Source organism: Bacillus infantis (genome assembly GCF_008180445.1).
GTDB classification, from domain to species: Bacteria; Bacillota; Bacilli; order Bacillales; family Cytobacillaceae; genus Bacillus_AB; species Bacillus_AB infantis_B.
In genome coordinates this window covers 415847-436054 of the sequence record NZ_VTER01000001.1, presented here as the reverse complement: position 1 = coordinate 436054, position 20208 = coordinate 415847, and the positions used below count along the sequence as shown (strand labels likewise).

Below are 20208 nucleotides of genomic sequence, written 5' to 3'. Positions count from 1 at the left end.
CCTCGAGATGAGATTTCCCATAGCGTCAAGCTAGTAAGATCCCTGAAAGATGATCAGGTTGATAGGTCTGAGGTGGAAGCGTGGTGACACGTGGAGCTGACAGATACTAATAGATCGAGGACTTAACCACAATTGATTGCTTAGTAATTCTTCTTCTGCATTATCTAGTTTTGAGGGAACAAAACCTCATCTAAATAGTCTGGTGGCGATAGCGAGAAGGTCACACCCGTTCCCATACCGAACACGGAAGTTAAGCTTCTCAGCGCCGATGGTAGTTGGGGGCTCTCCCCCTGTGAGAGTAGGACGCTGCCGGGCAAAACGAAGAACAGTCTGCGTGACTGTTCTTTTTTTTGCCGTTTTTTAGTGTAAAAGGAGAAGTTAATATAAACAGAATTGCTCTTGGTTAAAATTTGCGTGCGGGCGGGCGAATCAGCTGGGTTTTTAATTATTATAATGGGGAGTTTTGCTGCTTTGTTTGCTGCTTTGATTGAGAATTTCATCAATTGGCCCGATAATCTACCGAAATTGCGATTTATTCTACCGATTGAAAGATTAATTTACCGACTTCCCCAATTAATCTACCATTTGCCTTAAATTCAACTAAAACCAGCTGCTAATTTCTTAAACAATGCTCAAAAAAGCGTGTCGGGCGGGCGATAGAGCTGGTTTTCAATTCGAATAAAGGGGAGAGCAGCGGCATAAACCGTGAATTTCATCAATTAGCCCGATAATCTACCGAAATTGCGATTTATTCTACCGATTGAGAGATTAATTTACCGACTTCCCCATTTAATCTACCATTTGCCTTAAATCCAACTAAAACCAGCAGAATCCCCTGCACAGCCGCAAACAGAATCACTTACACCAAACCATCCGCCAAATCTTCTATGCTTTACGATAAAATGAACGCTATCTCTGCTCTCCCCGGTAATCACGACAGATTTTTCTGCTTCCAATGAGACTCCACTTTCCCGATTTTCTATTATTGTTAGAAAAACAGCTTATATGCCTCATACCCGAAATAAAGCCCGAACCCGATAAGGGAGAGTCCGGATAAGATAGAAATGAGCGTGAGTATCCTGCTGGTCATAAATCTTCTGAAGCTGCTTGCTACCGCTGCCATTGTCAAATCCCATAACAGCAGCCCTATGAAGATTGCACAGCTGTATATCAATATTTGGCTTTTATCATATTCTGCGGCTGTTTTAGCCAATACAGAACCATATATGCCAAGCCAGAAAAGAATGGTCAGGGGATTGGAAATGGACATAAGGAAGCCGGAAATAAAAGACTTTGCTGCCGATTCGTCTTTAAGGCGGTCGTTTGATACTATCTTTCCTGCTGTTAAAAGGCTTTCAACTCCTGTATAAACAAGCACAAAAAAACCAAAAAGCCATAAAAATGATTTTACGAAAGGAATCTCAAGAAAATTCACGACCCCCATGTAGACGGCAACCATATATACTCCATCTGCTATCATTGCTCCCAATCCGACTAGCCAGGCATGGAAAAAGCCGTTTTTAATACCCTTGTCCAGCTGAGCTGCATTTATAGGGCCAATAGGAGCTGCCAGGGATAGCCCTAGAAAGATATAGCTTAAAAATACGCTCAAAAAAAACAACTCCTTTTCATTTGCTGCTTGTACAATTCTATTCAGCATAATAGGTTTGTACGACAGAAAATTGGATTAAAACTGCGGCTGGCTTTGCGAAGACAGAAATGGGGAATAGTAGAAGCGAAGCCAAAGGGGTTGATAAATGATGATTGATGAACAATATTTAGTAAAATTGATCAAACATTTAAAAGATGCGGATAAACAGCAATTCCAGGGAATGATTGCCGAATTGCAGCCTTATGATATTGCCAGGCTGTATGAGGAGCTTCCGGAGAAGCATCGGTCGAGATTCATCCTTCTGCTGGATCCCGAACAGATTGCAGATCTGCTTGAAGAGCTTGAAAGGGACGAACAGTATGGAGTTTTAGTAAAGCTTGGTGTGGAAAAATCGGGCCAGGTCATGGATCTGATGGATAATGACGATTTGGCATTGCTTTTAGAAGGCCTTTCACCTGAAAGGATAGAGGAGCTCCTGGCTGGTATGAAGCAGGAGGAATCCCAGATTGTCCAGAGCATTATGAATTACCCGCCTGAAACAGCAGGCAGGATCATGACGAACCGGTTTGTGTGGATTCCGGAAAGCTATACAGTCAGTGAAACGGTTGCAAAAATGAAATCATTTGCTGTATTTTCGGAAACAATCAATTATTTATATGTGATAGATGAAGACAAACGTTTGACAGGAGTTGTTTCTTACAGGGATTTGATTCTAGCAGAGCCTCATGAACAGATTAGGGATATTATGTTCAGCAGGGTGATTTCTGTTCTTGCGGAAACGGACCAGGAAGAAGCAGCGATGCTGATTGAACGCTATGATTTCCTGGCACTGCCTGTAGTAGAAGAAAATGATCGGCTTGTAGGCATCATTACGGTGGATGATATCATTGATGTGGTGATCAGGGAAGCTACAGAGGATATTGAAAAGCTCTCAGCTTCCGGGAAATCGATTGATTTTGACACTAAAGCTTTTGTGGCTGCCTACCGTAGGCTGCCATGGCTGATTCTGCTGCTATTTATCGGACTTGTTTCGGGATCGATCATCAGCAGCTTTGAAGAGACGATTTCCAAGGTGGTTGCATTGGCTTTCTTTATGCCGATGATAGCAGGAATGACAGGGAATACAGGAACACAATCTCTCGCTGTAGTTGTAAGGGGGCTGATCAGCAGAGAAGTCGATCGGGAGCTTGCAGCAAAGCTGATTCTCAGGGAGCTTGCTGTCGGGCTTATTATTGGGGTTACTTGCGGCATTCTGATATCTGTGATCGCATATATCTGGCAGGGCAATGTATTTTTGGGCCTGGTGGTTGGAGGCTCTCTTATTATCACCTTGATCATAGGAACTCTAGCTGGAACAATAGTGCCGCTTGTCCTCTATAAACTGAATATTGATCCGGCAGTGGCTTCCGGGCCTTTGATTACAACCTTGAATGATATTATCTCGCTATTCGTTTATTTCGGCATTGCAACTGCCTTTTTATCAAAGCTGATGTGAACAGGAATAAATCTCTTCCAGCTGCGAAATGCTAAACCGACAAAACTTTTTTGGAGGGATTGGCTTTGAACGCAAACCGTGTGAAACAGATCCTTTCTTCATCTGCAGACATTGAAGTCACTTATAATGGCGCATCAGTATGGATTGACAGCCTCAATGAAGATGGCCGGACTGCAACTGTCCATTTGAGAGGTCCGCTTGAAGAAAGGTCGACTGTAGAAATTGGAGAATTACTGGAAAAGTAAGATTGACGCCGCTCAGAAGTGAGCGGTTTTTTTATTTTTTTCTTCAAAAGATGTTTGAAACATAAAAGAGAGGGTATAAAAAGAGGTCGGATTCTGTCCGCTTTTCTATTTATAGGCATTCAGTGCTGATTTAGGGGGGAAATTATGAGTTTTAGAAAGAAACAGTTCCTGGGTTTCGGGATCATTATGCTGTTTGTGGCAGCCATCCTATTCTTGACAGTTTACTTTATGAATGGGATGCGAAGCAATCTTAGGGAAATCACTGAGGACAGATATGAAAAAGTTAAAACAGCTGGTGAAATCAGGCAGGGATTTACCCAGTCTGATCAGGTGATTCTGCAGCTGATTAACAGTGAAAAAGCTGCCGATGCGGAAAGCAAAGAGAGAATTGAGGAAAACAGAAACGCAATTCTGCAGGGCATTGCATTTCTTGAGGACCGCCTCAATCGCGAAGAGGCGCGGGATCTGCTGATGCAGATTCAGATTGAATACTCCTCCTTGATCAACACAGAAGAAGATCTGATTAGGGCGCTGGATGGTGACGTACCTGCAGCAGATTTGCGGAGGCTTATGGAAAGCCGTCAGGAGCAGAGGGACAGCCTTAGTGAAGACTTATCTGACTTCAGTGCTTTTCAGGAAAGCCTGATGGGTGCTTCTGTGGAGCAGTCGCGTGATACATATGATCAAATGATAATCAGTATTATAGCAGGGTCCATCCTTTGTCTTGCTGCTGTCGTGGCAGCGGCTTTCTGGGTGATCAGAAGCACATCCATGAGCTTGAAAAAGATAATCAGTGTCATATCCGGGGTAAATTATGCCGATCTTTCTTCCCTTCCCAGGGTAGAAATTAATACAAAGGATGAAATAGGCGAAATCGGGCTCGCTTTCAATGAGATGGCTGCATCGCTTGAAGACTATAGTTTAAAAGAAAAAGACTATACGAAACATATATCTGAACAAAATTGGCTGCAGACAAATATTGCAGACATCGCTACGATGTACCAGGATATAACGGATATCAAGACGCTGGGAGAAAAGTTTATTGCAGAAGCAGCTGTTATTCTGGATGCTTCTGCCGGTGCGTTCTATTTGCGCAATGGCGAAGGCAGGGACATGAAGTTCCTTAAGCAGGCAAGCTATGCGGGAGATGGAAAAGATGCTGGCAGGGAGGAATTCTACCTTGGCGAAGGACTCATCGGCCAGGCAGCCTTGGATAAGCGGACCAGGGTGCTGAAGGAGATTCCCGACGACTACTCTCTTGTCAGTTCCGGGCTTGGGGAAGTGAAGCCTAAAAGCATACTGATTGCCCCGGTCCTATTTGAAGGGAATGTCACTGCAGTCGTAGAGTTTGCTTCCATCAGGGAGTTCAAAGCTCTTGAGGAGAAGCTTCTGACACAGCTGCTGGATACGCTCGGTATTACAGTCAACAGTGTGCTCGGAAGAATGGAAATCGAGCGATTGTTAAAAGAATCCCAGATGATGACAGAAGAGCTGCAAGTCCAGTCAGAAGAGCTCCAGACTCAATCTGAGGAACTTCAGGTCCAGTCCGAAGAGCTCCAGTCCCAATCGGAAGAGCTCAGGATGATCAATGAACAGCTTGAAGAAAGAACAAGGGATGCAGAAAAAAAATCCCGGGATCTGCAGCAGGCCAATAAGGACATTGAAGAAAAAGCAGAACAGCTGTTATTAAGCTCAAAATATAAATCTGAATTCCTGGCCAATATGTCGCACGAGCTCAGAACCCCGCTGAACAGCATCCTGCTGTTATCAGAAATGCTGTCAGAGGGGCAGGGTGAAGAAATACCTGAGGAGCAAAAGGAAGTAGCTAAAGTAATCCACTCATCAGGAAAAGACTTGCTTTCTCTCATTAATGACATCCTGGACTTATCTAAGATAGAGGCCGGAAAGCTGGATATGCTCTTTGAGGAGATGAATTTAAGCGAATTGCCTTCCTATCTGGAATACAATTTCAGCCATCTTGCACAAAAGAAGAATCTGGACTTTAATATTTCAATTGCTGAAGACCTTCCTGGAATCATGTATACAGATCAGCAAAGATTCCAGCAGATTATCAAGAACCTGCTTTCTAACAGCTTTAAATTCACAGAGAAGGGCTCTGTTTCGATCGAAGTAAATCTTGCTGATCCTGAAAAGACAAAAAATCTGCCTTTAAAATCACAAACCGATTTTTGGACAGAGATAAAAGTGTCCGATACAGGAATAGGCATTCCTGAAAGCAAGCAGTCGATCATCTTTGAAGCATTTCAGCAGGGAGATGGTGCATCTGTCAGGAAATACGGAGGCACAGGGCTTGGCCTTTCCATATGCAGGGAATTTGCAAAGCTATTGGGAGGCTGGATATTCGTGGATAGCGAGGAAGGTGAGGGAAGTACCTTTACACTGTATATACCAAGCCTTCCTAACGGCTTTGAGGAAGAACAGCATACTGCAGCAGCACAGCTCGAAATAGCCGCTTCGGCTGCCGCAGAAGAAACAATCACAGACACGGGTGCGGAGGAGCCGGAAGTTCCTGCGGGAATTTCAAAGGAAATCCGCCATATCTTTAAGAATAAATCTGTGCTAATATGTGATGATGACAACCGCAATATCTATGCGCTTGAAAAAGCGCTTAAAGCCGAGGGCATGGAAGTTACCACAGTGCAGAACGGGCAGGAATGCCTGGAAATGGTCGGGCAGAGAAGGGATATTGACATTATTCTGATGGACATCATGATGCCTGTTATGGATGGCTATGAAACAATGCAGCGGCTGAGATCCCTGGATGGTCTTGAACAAATGCCGATCATTGCATTGACTGCGAAAGCGATGAAAGGGGACAAGCAGAAATGTCTGGATGCAGGTGCATCCGATTATATCAGCAAGCCCCTGAAGCTTGATCAGCTCCTGTCCGTCATGCGGGTGTGGCTGACAAAAGCTTCAAAGTAAATTGGAAAGGGGCATATGCGTGAAAAAGGATGTGCTTAAGGCGGATGAACGGGAAAAAATTGAGATGGATCTGCTCCTTGAGGCAGTCTACCTGATTTCCGGCTATGATTACCGCCAATATATGCGCTCCTCTGTGGAAAGAAGGATACAGCATAGAATGAGGCTGGAGCAGATTCCGACAATCAGCAGGCTCACTGAGAAAGTCCTGCACTATCCAGGCTTCATTAATAGAATATTGGATGATTTATCCATCAGTGTGACAGAAATGTTCCGGGACCCGTCCTTCTTTAGAGCTTTTCGTGAAAAGGTTGTACCCCATCTCAGGGGTCTCCCGGAAATCCGGATATGGCATGCAGGCTGTGCTACAGGGGAAGAAGCATATTCTATGGCAATATTAATGGAAGAAGAGGGACTTGCCGGCAAAACCAGGATTTATGCGACCGATATAAACGAAAATGTTTTAAAGCAGGCAGAGAGCGGGACTTTTTCCCTTGCCAGGATGCAGACTTATACTAAGAATTACATCCAGGCGGGAGGTAAGAGGGCTTTTTCAGAATATTATTCTACTGACGAATTCAATGCCTATTTTCACCGGGAGCTTGTAAAAAATGTGATATTTGCCCAGCATAACCTGGTGACTGACGGCTCTTTCAATGAATTTCATGTCATCATCTGCAGAAATGTGATGATTTATTTTACACCTCATCTGCAGCAGGATGTCCTTGATCTATTTCATGAGAGCCTTTCTGATGGCGGGTTCCTGGGACTTGGAAACAAAGAAACGCTGAGAATCGGACGTTCAAAGGAAAATTATGCGGAGTTTGATGGCAAAGAGAGATTATATACGAAAAAGTAAGGGGATTGCCTGAATCGTTTGGGCAGAAATCCAGAATAAGAAGGGCGGAACCAATGATGGTTCCGCCCTTCCGTTTGATATTTTACATAGCTTTGGGACAGGCCAGGACATCCGGCTGCAAACCAGGATAATCTATTGGATGCAGCCCTGCTGGCCAGTCTGCATCCTAAGCAAGCCCGGCTGCAGTATATTTCTCTGCGGCTTCAACGGCCGGATGCTTCAGCACCTGCTCGCTTTCCGCCATGGCCTGGATCATGACGACACACATATCATCCGGCTGGCATGCTTGAAGCTCTTTTGGGATGACAAGATTAATGGGCGCATCAATTGTTTCTTTGTCCCATTTCCTTCCCGCAGCCTCTGCCAGCAATGGAATGCCATCCTCAAATTTTCGTTCAATGGCTTCCATCACCCCGTCGGTATATAAAAGGATTTGAATGCTCTTTTCGTATTCGATGATTGATTTTTCGACTTTTATGTTTTCCCAGAAGCCGATGGCGCAGCTGCCTTTTTTCATTGGGACTGTCTCCCGCCCATCCACAAGGGCAAAGCATGGCGGATGCCCGGCATTAACGAATTCCACTGTTTTTTTCTTTGTATCGATCACCAGGTATACAGCTGTAAAATAGTAGTGAAGTCCGCTCTTTTTTTTCTCAAGCATAACCATCCATTTGTTCAGTTCTTTGATTACCCTTTCAGGCTCGCTGAAATTCCTGATAACGTCCCTAAGGACAGAAGAGATGAACATGCAGACAAGGGAGGCTGAAATGCCATGCCCCATCATATCCAAAACAATGGCGGCATACCTGTTCTCATCAATCTTGTGCCAATAATACATGTCGCCTGCCAGTTTAAAAGCCGGAATATAGGAAGCATTAATATGTATGTGATCCTCCTGAACCATTTCGCTCAAAAGATTATGCTGGACCTGCTGAGCAAGATCCAATTCATCCCTTATTTTCTTTTCGTGCTCTTTATGCCAATCTTTTTCTTCCTTTAGCCTTAAAGCTACTCTTAATCTGGCTGCAAGCTCCACTTTATTGATAGGTTTTGTTATGTAGTCAATGCCGCCTACATCCAGTGCCTCTGCTACCTTTTGGGAATCCTCAAGTGCGGTGACAAATATGACAGGGATGTCACGGTACAGCGGATTCTCCTGGAGGCGCCTGCATGCTTCGATCCCGTCCATTTCAGGCATCATAATATCCATCAGGATGACATCCGCGGTGTTTTGGGCAAAAGAGGGTCCCGCGTTTTCCAAGTGCTTGAACAGGTCTTTAGCCGAAGTAAATGACCGGTAGTCTTCATAGCCGGCATTCCTGAGAATTTTTTCAACTACAAACAAATTCACCTGGTTGTCATCCACTATTAAAATTGACATTCTCACTATCTCCTTTAGGAAAGGAGCATATTCAGCTCCTCATAAAACAGTTTTAATTCAGACAGGCCGGGGAAATAATTACCTGTAAAAGTATTATGTATGACAGCGGTTCAGGAAACCGTTCCGCATTATATACCCGTCCTCTCCAGCTGGTAAACATATTTTCCCGGAATTTTAGTTAAAGTTTCATGCTGCTGCACAAAATATATAATAGAAAGGCCGTTCATTAGGCAGCTGCTCATGGTTGCTGTAAAATAAAGGATGATTTTTACATAGGAAGGAGAACCATTTATGGATAAAGAAAACAGAAAAGTGGATCTCCAGCAGGATTCAGGTGCAGATAAAATTTGGACAAGGGATTTTGTCCTGATCTGCATTGCCAATTTTTTTGTGTTTTTAGGCTTTCAGATGACATTGCCTACCATCCCTTTATTTGTCGAAGAGCTTGGAGGCAACGACCAGCTGATTGGATTCGTGGTCGGTATTTTCACATTTTCTGCCCTGCTTCTCAGACCGTATGCCGGCCATGCTCTTGAAACAAAAGGGAGGCGCTGGGTTTACTTGCTCGGCCTTTTTATTTTTATTCTTGCAGTGGGAGCATTCGGGTTCGTACCGGGAATCATATTTTTATTTTTATTGCGGGTTATCCAGGGCGTGGGCTGGGGATTTTCCACTACTGCTTCCGGGACAATTGCAAGTGACCTGATCCCGCCTAAAAGAAGGGGGGAGGGTATGGGCTATTATGGCCTTTCAGGCAATATCGCCCTTGCTCTTGGACCTTCGCTGGGACTCACCCTTGCAGGAATACTGACATTCAAACAGCTGTTTTTAATTTGTGCAGCACTTGGCGGGGCCGCTCTTTTGCTTTCATCACGGATACGCTATAAAAAAGTAGAAAAAAGCCAGGCCGCTGCCGCTCCGGTAAAATGGGACTTTTATGAGAAAAGCGCCTTAAAGCCATCTGTCCTGCTGTTTTTTATTACTGTCACTTTTGGGGGCATTGCTTCCTTCCTCCCGCTCTATACAGCTCAAAAGGGCATCGGCGGAATTCAGTGGTATTTTCTGATTTATGCTCTTTCCATTATGCTGACAAGGACCTTTGCCGGGAAGGTTTATGATTTAAAGGGACATAAAGCTATATTTATACCAGGCGCTTTTCTGATATTAATCGCTATGGTCCTGCTCTCATGGCTGCCGGGCACCGGCATCTTATATCTCGCTGCAGTGCTCTATGGTCTCGGATTTGGAAGTGTGCAGCCTGCTCTGCAGGCATGGTCGATTGAACAGGCACCAAAGAATAGAAGGGGAATGGCCAACGCAACCTTTTTTTCTTTCTTTGATCTTGGTGTAGGGATAGGGGCAATGGCATTCGGGCAGATCAGCCACTGGTTTGGCTATGGCAGCATTTATTTAACAGCTGCAATATCAGTATTGCTATCAATGATCATGTATCTTATTTTTCTTAAAAAAGAGGATACAGGTAAAAATGGAAAAGCTGGAGCACTGCAATAGCAGGCCCAGTTTTTTTGTTATATAAATAGGCACTGCTATGTCTTTTGACACTATCCTTCAGGCAGGAACAGCAGTATGATAATAACTTCAAAATTCATCATCATGGTTTTGCTGGCAGAAAATCAGGGAAAAGAAAAACAGTATGCGTCAATCTGAAACTTTCTGATGCTTAAACTATGTCCATGGGGGGATATATATGGCTAAAAGATTAATTCTTTTATCAATGCTGTCTGCTGTTTTATTTGTATTGATTTCCTCATTCGATTTCGATGCAAAAAAGACAAATGCCAATGTAGAAGAGAAAAAAGACTATGTTTCTTTTGAATATAAAATTACCAAGGTTGAAGAAGGGACATACTACGGGAAGTCTGCTGATGGACTGGGGATTTCTTTTACACTGGATGACCTGGACCAGAATATCATCATAAAAAAAGAGGATACAGTAGTCTGTTATTTTGAGAAAGACAATATGAGGGACGGATTGGTCCGTGTTGAAAAGAAATAGCCAGTCTTTTGATTGGCTTTTTTCTTTTGACGGAATAGTGGCGGCTGTGTTTTTTTCAAAAATGAAAGGGTAATAGTGTAGTGGATAAAAAATTTAAAGGAAAGAGGCTGATCATATGGCAGATAATAAAAACAGCGATGACCGCAATCAGTATTTCCAGGACCGCGCAGGGACAGAAGAAGCAAATTTTCACGTTGTGCCAAATGATGAAGAAGGCTGGGCTGTAAAAAAGGAAGGCGAAGATGAGCCGGAATTAACAACAGGCTCCAAGTCCGAAGCCGTGGACAAGGCAAAGGAAATGGCGAAGGAAGCGGGTACAATGGCCATTATCCATAATGATGAAGGAAGAATAGAGGACCAGGAGAATTACCGCCAATAAGGATTTAAGGCTTCAGCCCCTGGCTGAAGCCTTTTTGGTGGAATGCCCGAACACCGTATTCGTTTTAAACGGGCTAATATGCTATTCTAAAATAAAGTTTAAAATGCAAAGGGTGTCCATCATGAAAATAGTTTGCTTTGGTGATAGTCTAACCCGCGGAGTATCCTACCTAAAAGGGCGGCTGAGGATCTTAAAAAAGAATTATCCAGCCGTCCTCCAGGAGCTATTCAAAAATAATAGTGCAGGTCAAGCGGGGCTGCATATTGAAGTGTTGAACAAAGGAGTCTTTAATGATAATTCAAATCTTCTGCTGTCAAGGCTTGAACGCGATGTTACTGATGAGGAACCTGATTTTGCCATCATCAGCATCGGCGGCAATGACTGCAATTTTTCATGGGAAGAGGTTGCGCAAAATCCGGGAGGCGAACATATTGCTTCTGTTCCGCTGGACAAGTATGCAGATAATCTAAGATATATGATAGAGAAAGTAAAGGACAGCGGGATCACTCCCATTCTTCTGACCCTGCCTCCGCTTGACCCGGTCCGCTATTACGAGAATATTTCAGGAAAGTTCAGTTCACAGATCAGCGGGTGGATATGCAGAGTTGGCGGGATAGAGCACTGGCATGGAAAATATAATCAGAGTCTGAATAAAATTGCGGATGAACTGAATGTATTGAAAATCGATGTAAGATCTGCATTAAAACAGGCGGGTGACCTGGCAGATTTAATTTCGGCCGATGGGATCCACCTGACTGAATGGGGATACAAAATCCTTGGGGCAGAGATTTACAATCATCTTGCAGCCTTAATGCAGTCCGGCAATATGGATAATAGGTGTTTAACTTCTGTAACAGAAAGATAAGGTCAGCCCGTGGGCTGGCCTTTATTTTTTATTGTCATGCAAGAATAGAAAAAAGCGATTTGCATTTGCAAATCGCTTTACTTCGTAAATCTTTTTATGCGGCTGAGAGGACTTGAACCTCCACGGGGTTGCCCCCACTAGAACCTGAATCTAGCGCGTCTGCCATTCCGCCACAACCGCTTACTAGCAACTGAATTTATTATAGCATAATAATTATGTTTGTACACTATTTTTTTATTTTTTTAAAAAAAAATTATCTGTCTTCACTGCTTGTATCATTTGCCAGCTGGAGCAGCTCTTTGCTGCGCTCCTCAAGTGACCTGATATGGATCAGCTCTTCGGCAAGATCATGCAGCGAGAGGATCTCATATAAAACCGCAGCCGCAGGTGAGATATGATGATGCTGATGCGGATGCAAATCAGCCGGAGCAAATGTTTCTTTCTGTTCATTGAACCATTGTGTGAGCGCATTTACTCTATTCTGATAATCCTCATCCGGAATAAAGCCTTTATCCTTGAAAATGAATGAAAGTGATTCCATGACCGGCATGGCCGAAGCATTGGTTTTCAGATCCAGGCTAAATCGGGACTTTGGCAGATAAACAAGGTTGCCAATATGATAAATCAATTGCCGGAGAATGATTAATTTCTTGTATTCAAGTCTGTAGCACCGTATTTCTTTGCGGGTAAAACGGTGGAACCTCCACTCATCTTTCTGATACAGGCATAATTTTTCGATTTTCTCCGTATCTCTTGACAGTTGGTGGAAATTTTCGAGAAGCCCCGCTTTTTCACTGTGGGAATCTGATGATATATGCGTGAACGCCTTCATCAAAATAGAGGAGGCCTTTTCAAATGCTGAGTCTATTCCCAGTGTAATCGTCTTAGAATACTGCGGAGGCATGATGAAGATATTGACCAAAGAAGAGACGATCAGGCCTGTGCAGGTTGTGCCCAGACGTATGAAAAAAGAAGCTGCGTAGTGGTCGTGAACAGTTGATATCATTGCAGCTCCTGTGAGCACAGCAACAACGGTACCCTCATAGAGCCTCAGTCGATGGCAGACAATGATGGTTGCAAGGGAAACGAATGCGTACGAAAATGGGCTGTCTCCGAACAGGAATGCAAAAAAGGCGGCAAAACCTGCTCCTATGGCAGATGCGGGAAGGCGGATGAATGCCTTCCTTATCGAATCAGCAGCTGTTGGCTCTATTGTTACTATGGCTGTTATGACAGCGAACATTGCAGGCCAATCCAGCAAATGGCAGATAAAGGCTGTTACAAAAACAGCAATCCCGGTTTTAACAATCCTCCCGCCTGCAAAATTAAACAGATAAGCTTTCATTTTTTTGCCTTCTTTAACTGTGTTGGATATTTTCATGATATATATATTATATCGCAAAACCCAAGCACTATGGGAAAATAATGTAGAGCCGGATTGCCGGCAAGTTTGCCAATCATTCATAGCAGCTGTCATGAGAGGCAGAGAAGGGAGTGCTTCAATGCTCATTCACTTAGTTCCTAAAGATGATCTGGAGGCTCAGGGGATACGCTGGGTGCTGGAATCCCATTTAAGCGGGATAGATCTCAGGGTTTGGAAAAACATTCGTGATTTTCTGGCTGCCATTGAACACGTTTCATCAGGACTGGTCATTATCAATATGGACAGCTGGGACCAATTCTCCGGTGAAGAAGCAGAAGAATTGAAGAATAAAAGATTATGCTGGCTGGGGATATCCTCTGAAAGGATTTTTCAAACAGCATATCGCGCACTTAAATACAGGGGCGAGGATGTGCTGTTCAGGCCCTTTTCTTCTTCAGAACTGATCAGGGCTGTCCAGCAGATCAGGTATGAGCTGAGGAACTCGCCGGAGCAGGGGCAAGCCGGACAAGCGCAATTAGAGGGACCCGGCTATCCGGATTTGTTTGTATCAAACGGGGAGGAGGAGAGGGGCCTGACCATGGCTGCTTTCCTGACGCCTGACAGCTCAGCGCTTGAGTCATTGTACAGCTTATTGAGCAGCCGCACTGCGGCTAAAGCCGGCAAAGTGTTCGCTTTGTCAGAGTTCGTCCTATTTGTCCGCACCCATCCATATGGAGGAGAGGCATTGGAAGAGTTCCACTCATTCATGGCGGATTGGAAAAAAAGCTTTGCTGCCCCGCTTGCTGTTATCGTATATCAAACCAGGGAACCACAATCACTGAAGGATACATACCAGCATGTACGGATGCTGACCAAACTGATTTTCTTTGAAGGCTATGACATTATCATTTCAGAAAATCATCCGTCTTTAACAAAGGAATTGGACCCTCTCCTGACACCGGTCGAGCAGAGGGAATGGATAGAAATGCTTGAAAAAAGAGACGTAAAAGCCATTCGGTTGTGGTGTGAAAGGGAGTTCCTTGCCCTTGAGGCCCCATATCCTGATCCGGAGCTGGTGAGGGTCCGGCTGACAAGCGTGCTTGCTCAGGCGAGAAGATATATGAAAACCTATCAGCTGCAGTCGGATATATTGGAGGAAAACTACCACCGCGTTTTTCAGAAGATTGTCCATTTGCCGACCATCCATGAGATTGTCAATGAACTGGAGAAATTTGCGGCCCGGCTTTTTGAGGAATATAGCCGCAAAGCTATTGATCCTGTCCCGGCTGTTGAAATAGCCGAGGAACTAATAGAGTCAAATTACTGGGAAGAGGGCTGGAATTTATCAGATTGTGCGGAATCCCTGGGAATACATAAAAGTACATTGAGCCGGCGGTTTGCTGCCGAGAAAGGACTGACCTTCCGCGAAAGGCTTCATCAGATCAGGATCCGTGAGGCAAAGCGGCTTCTGATTGAGACAGATCTGCCAATTGAAAAAATTGCGGGTATGTGCGGCTATTCACATCCCTCTTATTTTTCATCCAAGTTTAAATCCATTGCTTCTACCACACCCGCTTCCTATAGACGGAAAACTAAATATAAATGAAATTTCCGAAATTTATCATAATTATGTAAACCTGAGTATCTTTAAACTGCAATCGTTTATAAAAATATCAACAGATTATAAATAAATCTCCTCCTGTCCAGAAGTAAAATGAAAGAAACCATAACAGGAGGGAATAGTGATGGAAACAGCTGCTGAGAGAGTGAAAAGATACCGGGGGAACCAACTGAATACAAAAGGCTGGCAGCAGGAAGCTGCCTTGAGGATGCTGATGAATAATCTGGATCCGGAAGTAGCAGAAATGCCTGATAAGCTGGTCGTCTACGGGGGAATCGGAAAAGCGGCCAGAAACTGGGAAAGCTTTGATGCTATAGTGGAGTCGCTTAAGAAGCTGGAAAATGACGAAACACTTCTTGTCCAGTCAGGCAAGCCTGTCGCCATTTTTAAATCACATACTGATGCTCCGCGCGTATTGATTGCGAATTCAAACCTTGTGCCGGCATATGCCAATTGGGAAACCTTTCATGAGCTTGACCGCAAGGGCCTTATGATGTACGGGCAGATGACCGCTGGAAGCTGGATTTACATTGGCTCTCAGGGAATCGTTCAGGGAACTTATGAAACGTTTGCCGAGCTGTCCAATCAGCATTTTGGAGGCTCTCTCAAAGGCACTATTACTGTAACAGCTGGCCTTGGGGGCATGGGCGGGGCACAGCCGCTTGCTGTCACAATGAATGGCGGTGTCTGCATCGGGATAGAGGTGGATGAGACAAGAATTGACCGCAGGATTGAAACAGGCTACACGGATATGAAAACGGATTCATTAGAGGATGCCATTTCCCTGGCTGAGCAGGCAAAGAAAGAGGGGAAGGCCCTTTCTATCGGCCTTGTAGGCAATGCTGCTGAAATACTTCCGAAAATGCTGCAAAGGAATTTCATCCCGGAAGTATTGACAGACCAGACATCAGCCCATGATCCGCTGAATGGCTATATCCCTGAGGGCATGGAACTTGGCGAGGCAGAAGATTTGAGGGCTGCGGATCCAGCCGAATATGTCAAAAGGTCAAAATCATCCATGGCTGTTCATGTGAGAGCGATGCTTGAATTGATGAATAAGGGCGCCATCACCTTTGACTATGGCAATAATATCCGCCAGGTGGCAAAAGATGAAGGGGTGGAAAATGCTTTTGCTTTCCCAGGATTCGTACCTGCCTATATCAGGCCGCAGTTTTGTGAAGGAAAAGGGCCTTTCAGGTGGGCAGCTCTTTCAGGAGATCCTGAGGATATTTATAAAACGGACCGGGCTATCCTGAGAGAGTTCAGCGATAATGAGCATTTATGCAATTGGATCAGAATGGCTCAGGAAAAAATCCAGTTTCAGGGACTCCCATCCCGCATATGCTGGCTTGGCTACGGAGAAAGAGCCAGATTCGGCAAGATTCTTAATGATATGGTCGCGAGCGGGGAACTGAGTGCACCGGTAGTAATCGGCAGGGACCACTTGGATTCCGGTTCGGTCGCTTCTCCGAACCGTGAAACCGAATCCATGCTGGACGGGTCTGATGCTGTTTCCGATTGGCCGATTCTCAATGCACTGATCAATGCAGTTGGCGGCGCTACTTGGGTCTCCCTTCACCATGGAGGAGGAGTCGGGATGGGCTACTCCCAGCATTCGGGTGTAGTCATAGTTGCAGATGGCACTAAGGAAGCTGAAATGCGCCTTGAAAGGGTGCTCACTACTGATCCCGGCATGGGAGTTGTCCGCCATGCTGATGCTGGATATGAATTGGCAAAGAAAACTGCGAGAGAAAAAGGTATTAGAATGCCAATGCTTGATAAGGGGAGTGACCAGGCATGAGCAGCAGGATTTTATGGATTAAAAATGCCTCTCAGCTTGCGACTCTTGCCTCAGGCGTGAAAGGTCCGCGCTCAAAAAGTGATATGTCAGAGCTCGGCCTGATTGAAAACGGAAGCTTATTGATCAAGGGCAATAAAATTTTGGCAGCTGCTTCAGCAGGGGAAATCGAAAAAAAATATGCTGCCATCCTGAAGGATGCAGAGATTATTGATGCTTCCGGCCGGCTTGTCACTCCGGGACTGATCGATCCCCACACTCATGCAGCATATGGCGGAAGCCGGGAACAGGAGTTTGAAATGCGCCTTGAAGGTGCCAGCTATATGGATATCATGAACAGCGGCGGCGGAATCCACGCAACAGCCAGAATGACAAGGGAGGCATCGGAGGAGGAGCTGATGGACCAGACAGCTATCCGCCTTGATTCCTTCCTTGCTCATGGGGTTACAACTATAGAAGGAAAAAGCGGCTATGGCATGGAGCTGGAAACCGAGCTGAAGCAGCTGCGGACGATGAAAAAACTGAATGAACAGCATCCTGTTGATATTGTCCCGACCTTCATGGGGGCACATGCAGTGCCGCCGGAATACAAAGGAAGGGAAGATGAGTTCGTTGATTATATTATTGAAGTGATGCTGCCGGAGGTGTCTGCTGAAAAGCTCGCAGAGTTCAATGATGTATTTTGCGAAGTGGGAGTCTATACTCCTGAACAGGCAGAGCGGATTCTTGAGGCCGGGAAAAAGTTCGGGCTGCTTCCTAAGATACACGCAGACGAGATTGAGTCCTATGGTGGCGCAGAGCTGGCTGCCAAGGTGGGAGCTGTTTCGGCAGAACATCTGCTGAAGGCCTCGGAAGCTGGCATTGAGGCGATGGCAAAGGCGGGTACCATTGCCTGCCTGCTGCCGGCAACGGCTCTTTATTTGCGGGAAGAAGCTGCCAAAGGGCGGATGATGATTGACAGAGGGGTGCCTGTAGCAATTTCAACAGACTGCAACCCTGGTTCATCGCCGACAACGTCCATGCCCCTCGTCATGAATCTTGCCTGTATCCTGATGAGGATGACGCCGGCAGAGGCATTGACAGCTGCAACCTATAATGCAGCATGCGCCATCAGGAGAGAAGATCGGATAGGATCATTGGAAGAAGGCAAGCAGGCAGATATTGTCCTGTGGAATGTGAAGGACTACCGGGAGCTGCAATATTTGTTCGGGGTCAATCATGTCCATTCCGTCTGGAAAAACGGCATAAGGGTGGTGGGCTAGGATGGAGGCCCGCTGGCTGACGAAACCCGGCTGGTCCTGGAATACGGCTGAAGGCAGCTCCCCTGAATTCGTCCATCAATGGATCTCTCCGCTGGATGGGACAGAGGGGGAACCCGATGTCATCATTTATGGAGCACCCTTATCAAGATCATCCATCAGTGTTTCAGGTGCATCTTTATACCCGGATGAATTCAGGAAAATGTGGAAAGGATACGCAGCCTATAATCTTGATGAAGATATTGATTTGACCTCTTTAGCTGCTGCGGATGCAGGAGATGTGCTCATGCATACAACTGATATCCCCCTTTCCCACAGCCGTATTCAGGAGACAGCCTGTTCACTGGCAAAAGGCTTCCCTGAATCTGTCAGCTGCCTGATCGGCGGGGACCATTCAGTCACAGCCTGCTCTGTCCGCGGAATTAAGGAAGCTTTTCCTGACGAAAGAATCGGGATCCTTCAGCTGGATACCCATCTGGATGTAAGGGACCCAAAGGAGCTCGGGCCCGCGAATGGCACACCGATCCGCCAGCTTATAGACGGCGGTGAGGTTAAGGGGGAGGATATAGTCAATATCGGACTTCATGGCTATTTCAATGCAAGGCCGCTGGTTGAATATGCAAAAGAACATAAAATCCGGATGGTCACCATGAAAAATGCCCGGAGGCGGGGGCTTATCCAAACTGTGCAGGAGTCACTGCATGATTTGGCAGCAAGGACAGACCGTGTTTATGTAACAGTGGATATGGATGTTCTGGACATCTCCGCAGCCCCGGGCGTGCCTGCCTCGACACCGGGCGGTATGATGCCTTCCGAACTGTTTGATGTCCTGCTTGAAGTTGGCAAGTGTCCGCTTGTGCAGCATATTGACTTTGTCTGTCTTGACCCGACAAAGGATTCAAACGTGTCAGAAACGGTAAAAGCGGGTGTCTATGCCTGGCTGCAATTTATGACCGGCTGCACCCTGCGGAAATAAGGCTTGAACACTCACTGTTAAGGGAGCGATTGATATGGAAACCAATCTGCCAAAACAGCCCGGTACAGACATAAGCACCAGAACGCCGTATATGTGGAAATTCTTCGTTTACAGTTTCATAGGCGCGTTCATTTTCTTTGTCCCCATCACCATCGGCGAAAAGAAATCCATAATGCTTGATCATTTTGTGACCTATATCCAAACGGCAGCGGAACCTGCCATCCCTTTTTATACCCTGATCATTTTAGCAGCAGGAGCCATATATCCTTTTTGGACAGGAAAATGGAAAAAATCACTGACAGATATTATTTTTTCCTTGTTTAAAGTGGTTGGCCTGCTGACAGGCATTATGATTCTCCTGAATGAGGGCCCAGCCTGGCTGTTTGACCCGGATATGGGGCCATTTTTATTCAACAAGCTTGTAGTACCCGTCGGCCTGATGGTGCCCATAGGGGCTATCTTCCTTTCTTTGCTGGTAGGCTATGGTCTTTTGGAATTTATCGGGGTCCTTGCAAGGCCGATCATGCGCCCCATCTGGAAAACGCCCGGGCGTTCTGCCATTGATGCTGTCGCTTCTTTTGTGGGCAGCTATTCGGTCGGGCTTTTAATAACAAACCGCATCTATAAAGAAGGCAAGTATAACGGCAAGGAAGCAAGCATTATCGCAACCGGCTTTTCAACTGTTTCTGCCACATTCATGGTCATTGTGGCAAAAACTCTCGGATTGATGGAAATGTGGAATTTGTACTTTTGGCTTACCTTTTTTGTGACCTTCCTGGTGACAGCGATAACGGTCAGAATTTGGCCATTGTCGAAAATAAAAGAAGATTATTACAAAGGGTCTGATCCTCAGCCTGAGAAAAAGATAGAAGGAAACCTTTTCACCGCAGCCTGGGCTGAAGCCAGGGAAACCGCGGCATATTCACCGCGCCTGCTGGAGAATATATGGGTCAACTTGAAAGATGGGCTGCTAATGGCTATGGCCATCCTGCCATCCATCCTGTCGATTGGTCTGCTTGGCCTGGTTTTAGCTGAGTTCACTCCGGTTTTTGACTGGATTGGCTATATCTTTTATCCGTTCACATCCGTTCTGCAGCTGCCGGAGCCGATGCTTGCTGCCAAGGCAAGCGCACTTGGCATAGCAGAAATGTTTCTTCCAGCCCTGCTCGTCACTGAAGCTGCACTGGAACTTAAGGTCGTCATTGCTATTGTCTCTGTATCAGGCATCATCTTTTTTTCGGCGCTTGTGCCTTGTATTGTGTCGACAGAAATTCCTCTTTCAATTCCCGTGCTGATCGCCATATGGATTGAAAGGGTGATCTTGACGCTGATCATCGCTGCACCGCTTGTCTATTTGCTTTTATAAAGTTAAAACCAGCACGGCCTGTGCCGTGC

16 protein-coding genes, 1 tRNA gene and 2 rRNA genes are annotated in these 20208 nt (G+C 45.5%); 15 read left to right on the top strand and 4 right to left on the bottom strand.

What is annotated here, in order from left to right:
- Positions 1-130: ribosomal RNA gene (locus tag FZD51_RS02365) — 23S ribosomal RNA — on the top strand; the annotation flags it as partial.
- Between the two features lie 68 nt (positions 131-198).
- A 5S ribosomal RNA gene (gene rrf, locus FZD51_RS02360) occupies positions 199-315 on the top strand.
- A 673-nt stretch (positions 316-988) separates the two neighbouring features.
- On the opposite strand, the gene FZD51_RS02355 is transcribed toward rrf, so the two are convergent.
- Positions 989-1612: a LysE family transporter gene (locus FZD51_RS02355; protein WP_148973272.1), complete on the bottom strand. Its 624-nt coding sequence runs from the start codon at positions 1610-1612 to the stop codon at positions 989-991.
- A gap of 148 nt (positions 1613-1760) precedes the next feature.
- On the opposite strand from FZD51_RS02355, the gene mgtE reads away from it, so the two are divergent.
- From mgtE to FZD51_RS02335, 4 genes are all read left to right on the top strand, one after another.
- Positions 1761-3107 carry a magnesium transporter gene (gene mgtE / locus FZD51_RS02350; protein WP_420886206.1) on the top strand — a complete coding sequence of 449 codons (1347 nt, stop codon included), beginning with the start codon at positions 1761-1763 and terminating at the stop codon, positions 3105-3107.
- A 65-nt stretch (positions 3108-3172) separates the two neighbouring features.
- On the top strand, positions 3173-3352 hold the full coding sequence (locus tag FZD51_RS02345) for an H-type small acid-soluble spore protein (RefSeq protein WP_022544063.1): 180 nt from the start codon (positions 3173-3175) through the stop codon (positions 3350-3352).
- 144 nt (positions 3353-3496) lie between these two features.
- Positions 3497-6298, top strand: coding sequence for a response regulator (locus tag FZD51_RS02340; protein WP_148973270.1), 2802 nt, complete (start codon positions 3497-3499; stop codon positions 6296-6298).
- 64 nt (positions 6299-6362) lie between these two features.
- Positions 6363-7154, top strand: coding sequence for a CheR family methyltransferase (locus tag FZD51_RS02335; protein ID WP_262380649.1), 792 nt, complete (start codon positions 6363-6365; stop codon positions 7152-7154).
- Positions 7155-7320: 166 nt separating this feature from the next.
- Here FZD51_RS02335 and FZD51_RS02330 read toward each other — a convergent pair whose 3' ends face one another.
- Positions 7321-8535 carry a fused response regulator/phosphatase gene (locus tag FZD51_RS02330; RefSeq protein ID WP_148973268.1) on the bottom strand — a complete coding sequence of 405 codons (1215 nt, stop codon included), beginning with the start codon at positions 8533-8535 and terminating at the stop codon, positions 7321-7323.
- 291 nt (positions 8536-8826) lie between these two features.
- Here FZD51_RS02330 and FZD51_RS02325 point away from each other — a divergent pair, with 291 nt between their 5' ends.
- The 4 genes from FZD51_RS02325 (at position 8827) to FZD51_RS02310 (ending at position 11796) form a co-directional block, all read left to right on the top strand.
- Positions 8827-10047, top strand: a complete 1221-nt coding sequence (locus tag FZD51_RS02325) for an MFS transporter (RefSeq protein ID WP_148973267.1) — start codon at positions 8827-8829, stop codon at positions 10045-10047.
- Positions 10048-10243: 196 nt separating this feature from the next.
- Positions 10244-10552: a hypothetical protein gene (locus FZD51_RS02320; protein ID WP_148973266.1), complete on the top strand. Its 309-nt coding sequence runs from the start codon at positions 10244-10246 to the stop codon at positions 10550-10552.
- A gap of 115 nt (positions 10553-10667) precedes the next feature.
- On the top strand, positions 10668-10931 hold the full coding sequence (locus FZD51_RS02315; RefSeq protein ID WP_148973265.1) for a DUF2188 domain-containing protein: 264 nt from the start codon (positions 10668-10670) through the stop codon (positions 10929-10931).
- A 121-nt stretch (positions 10932-11052) separates the two neighbouring features.
- Positions 11053-11796, top strand: coding sequence for an SGNH/GDSL hydrolase family protein (locus FZD51_RS02310; RefSeq protein ID WP_148973264.1), 744 nt, complete (start codon positions 11053-11055; stop codon positions 11794-11796).
- A 97-nt stretch (positions 11797-11893) separates the two neighbouring features.
- On the opposite strand, the gene FZD51_RS02305 is transcribed toward FZD51_RS02310, so the two are convergent.
- Both FZD51_RS02305 and FZD51_RS02300 read right to left on the bottom strand, forming a co-directional pair.
- Positions 11894-11976 (bottom strand) — tRNA-Leu (locus FZD51_RS02305).
- A 73-nt stretch (positions 11977-12049) separates the two neighbouring features.
- Entirely contained in the window at positions 12050-13141 is a 1092-nt protein-coding gene (locus tag FZD51_RS02300) for an aromatic acid exporter family protein (RefSeq protein ID WP_262380642.1), read from the bottom strand.
- A 157-nt stretch (positions 13142-13298) separates the two neighbouring features.
- On the opposite strand from FZD51_RS02300, the gene FZD51_RS02295 reads away from it, so the two are divergent.
- The 5 genes from FZD51_RS02295 (at position 13299) to FZD51_RS02275 (ending at position 20179) form a co-directional block, all read left to right on the top strand.
- Complete coding sequence (locus FZD51_RS02295; protein ID WP_262380640.1) at positions 13299-14765, top strand: response regulator transcription factor; 1467 nt, start codon at positions 13299-13301, stop codon at positions 14763-14765.
- A 139-nt stretch (positions 14766-14904) separates the two neighbouring features.
- Positions 14905-16581, top strand: coding sequence for a urocanate hydratase (hutU, locus tag FZD51_RS02290; RefSeq protein ID WP_148973261.1), 1677 nt, complete (start codon positions 14905-14907; stop codon positions 16579-16581).
- Entirely contained in the window at positions 16578-17840 is a 1263-nt protein-coding gene (hutI, locus tag FZD51_RS02285; protein WP_148973260.1) for an imidazolonepropionase, read from the top strand. The genes hutU and hutI overlap by 4 nt, the downstream gene beginning before the upstream one ends.
- Before the next feature lies 1 nt (position 17841).
- The gene (locus FZD51_RS02280) at positions 17842-18813 is read left to right on the top strand and encodes an agmatinase family protein (RefSeq protein WP_148973259.1); all 972 of its coding nucleotides are present in this window, start codon (positions 17842-17844) and stop codon (positions 18811-18813) included.
- 34 nt (positions 18814-18847) lie between these two features.
- On the top strand, positions 18848-20179 hold the full coding sequence (locus FZD51_RS02275; RefSeq protein WP_148973258.1) for a YjiH family protein: 1332 nt from the start codon (positions 18848-18850) through the stop codon (positions 20177-20179).
- Positions 20180-20208: the final 29 nt, after the last annotated feature.

What these genes read in the sequence shown, in the direction of transcription:
- mgtE (WP_420886206.1), top strand. Translation starts at nt 1,761, where the DNA reads ATGATTGATGAACAATATTTAGTAAAATTGATCAAACATTTAAAAGAT.
- FZD51_RS02340 (WP_148973270.1), top strand. Translation starts at nt 3,497, where the DNA reads ATGAGTTTTAGAAAGAAACAGTTCCTGGGTTTCGGGATCATTATGCTG.
- FZD51_RS02335 (WP_262380649.1), top strand. Translation starts at nt 6,363, where the DNA reads ATGGATCTGCTCCTTGAGGCAGTCTACCTGATTTCCGGCTATGATTAC.
- FZD51_RS02330 (WP_148973268.1), bottom strand. Translation starts at nt 8,535, where the DNA reads ATGTCAATTTTAATAGTGGATGACAACCAGGTGAATTTGTTTGTAGTT.
- FZD51_RS02325 (WP_148973267.1), top strand. Translation starts at nt 8,827, where the DNA reads ATGGATAAAGAAAACAGAAAAGTGGATCTCCAGCAGGATTCAGGTGCA.
- FZD51_RS02320 (WP_148973266.1), top strand. Translation starts at nt 10,244, where the DNA reads ATGGCTAAAAGATTAATTCTTTTATCAATGCTGTCTGCTGTTTTATTT.
- FZD51_RS02315 (WP_148973265.1), top strand. Translation starts at nt 10,668, where the DNA reads ATGGCAGATAATAAAAACAGCGATGACCGCAATCAGTATTTCCAGGAC.
- FZD51_RS02310 (WP_148973264.1), top strand. Translation starts at nt 11,053, where the DNA reads ATGAAAATAGTTTGCTTTGGTGATAGTCTAACCCGCGGAGTATCCTAC.
- FZD51_RS02300 (WP_262380642.1), bottom strand. Translation starts at nt 13,141, where the DNA reads ATGAAAGCTTATCTGTTTAATTTTGCAGGCGGGAGGATTGTTAAAACC.
- FZD51_RS02295 (WP_262380640.1), top strand. Translation starts at nt 13,299, where the DNA reads ATGCTCATTCACTTAGTTCCTAAAGATGATCTGGAGGCTCAGGGGATA.
- hutU (WP_148973261.1), top strand. Translation starts at nt 14,905, where the DNA reads ATGGAAACAGCTGCTGAGAGAGTGAAAAGATACCGGGGGAACCAACTG.
- hutI (WP_148973260.1), top strand. Translation starts at nt 16,578, where the DNA reads ATGAGCAGCAGGATTTTATGGATTAAAAATGCCTCTCAGCTTGCGACT.
- FZD51_RS02280 (WP_148973259.1), top strand. Translation starts at nt 17,842, where the DNA reads ATGGAGGCCCGCTGGCTGACGAAACCCGGCTGGTCCTGGAATACGGCT.
- FZD51_RS02275 (WP_148973258.1), top strand. Translation starts at nt 18,848, where the DNA reads ATGGAAACCAATCTGCCAAAACAGCCCGGTACAGACATAAGCACCAGA.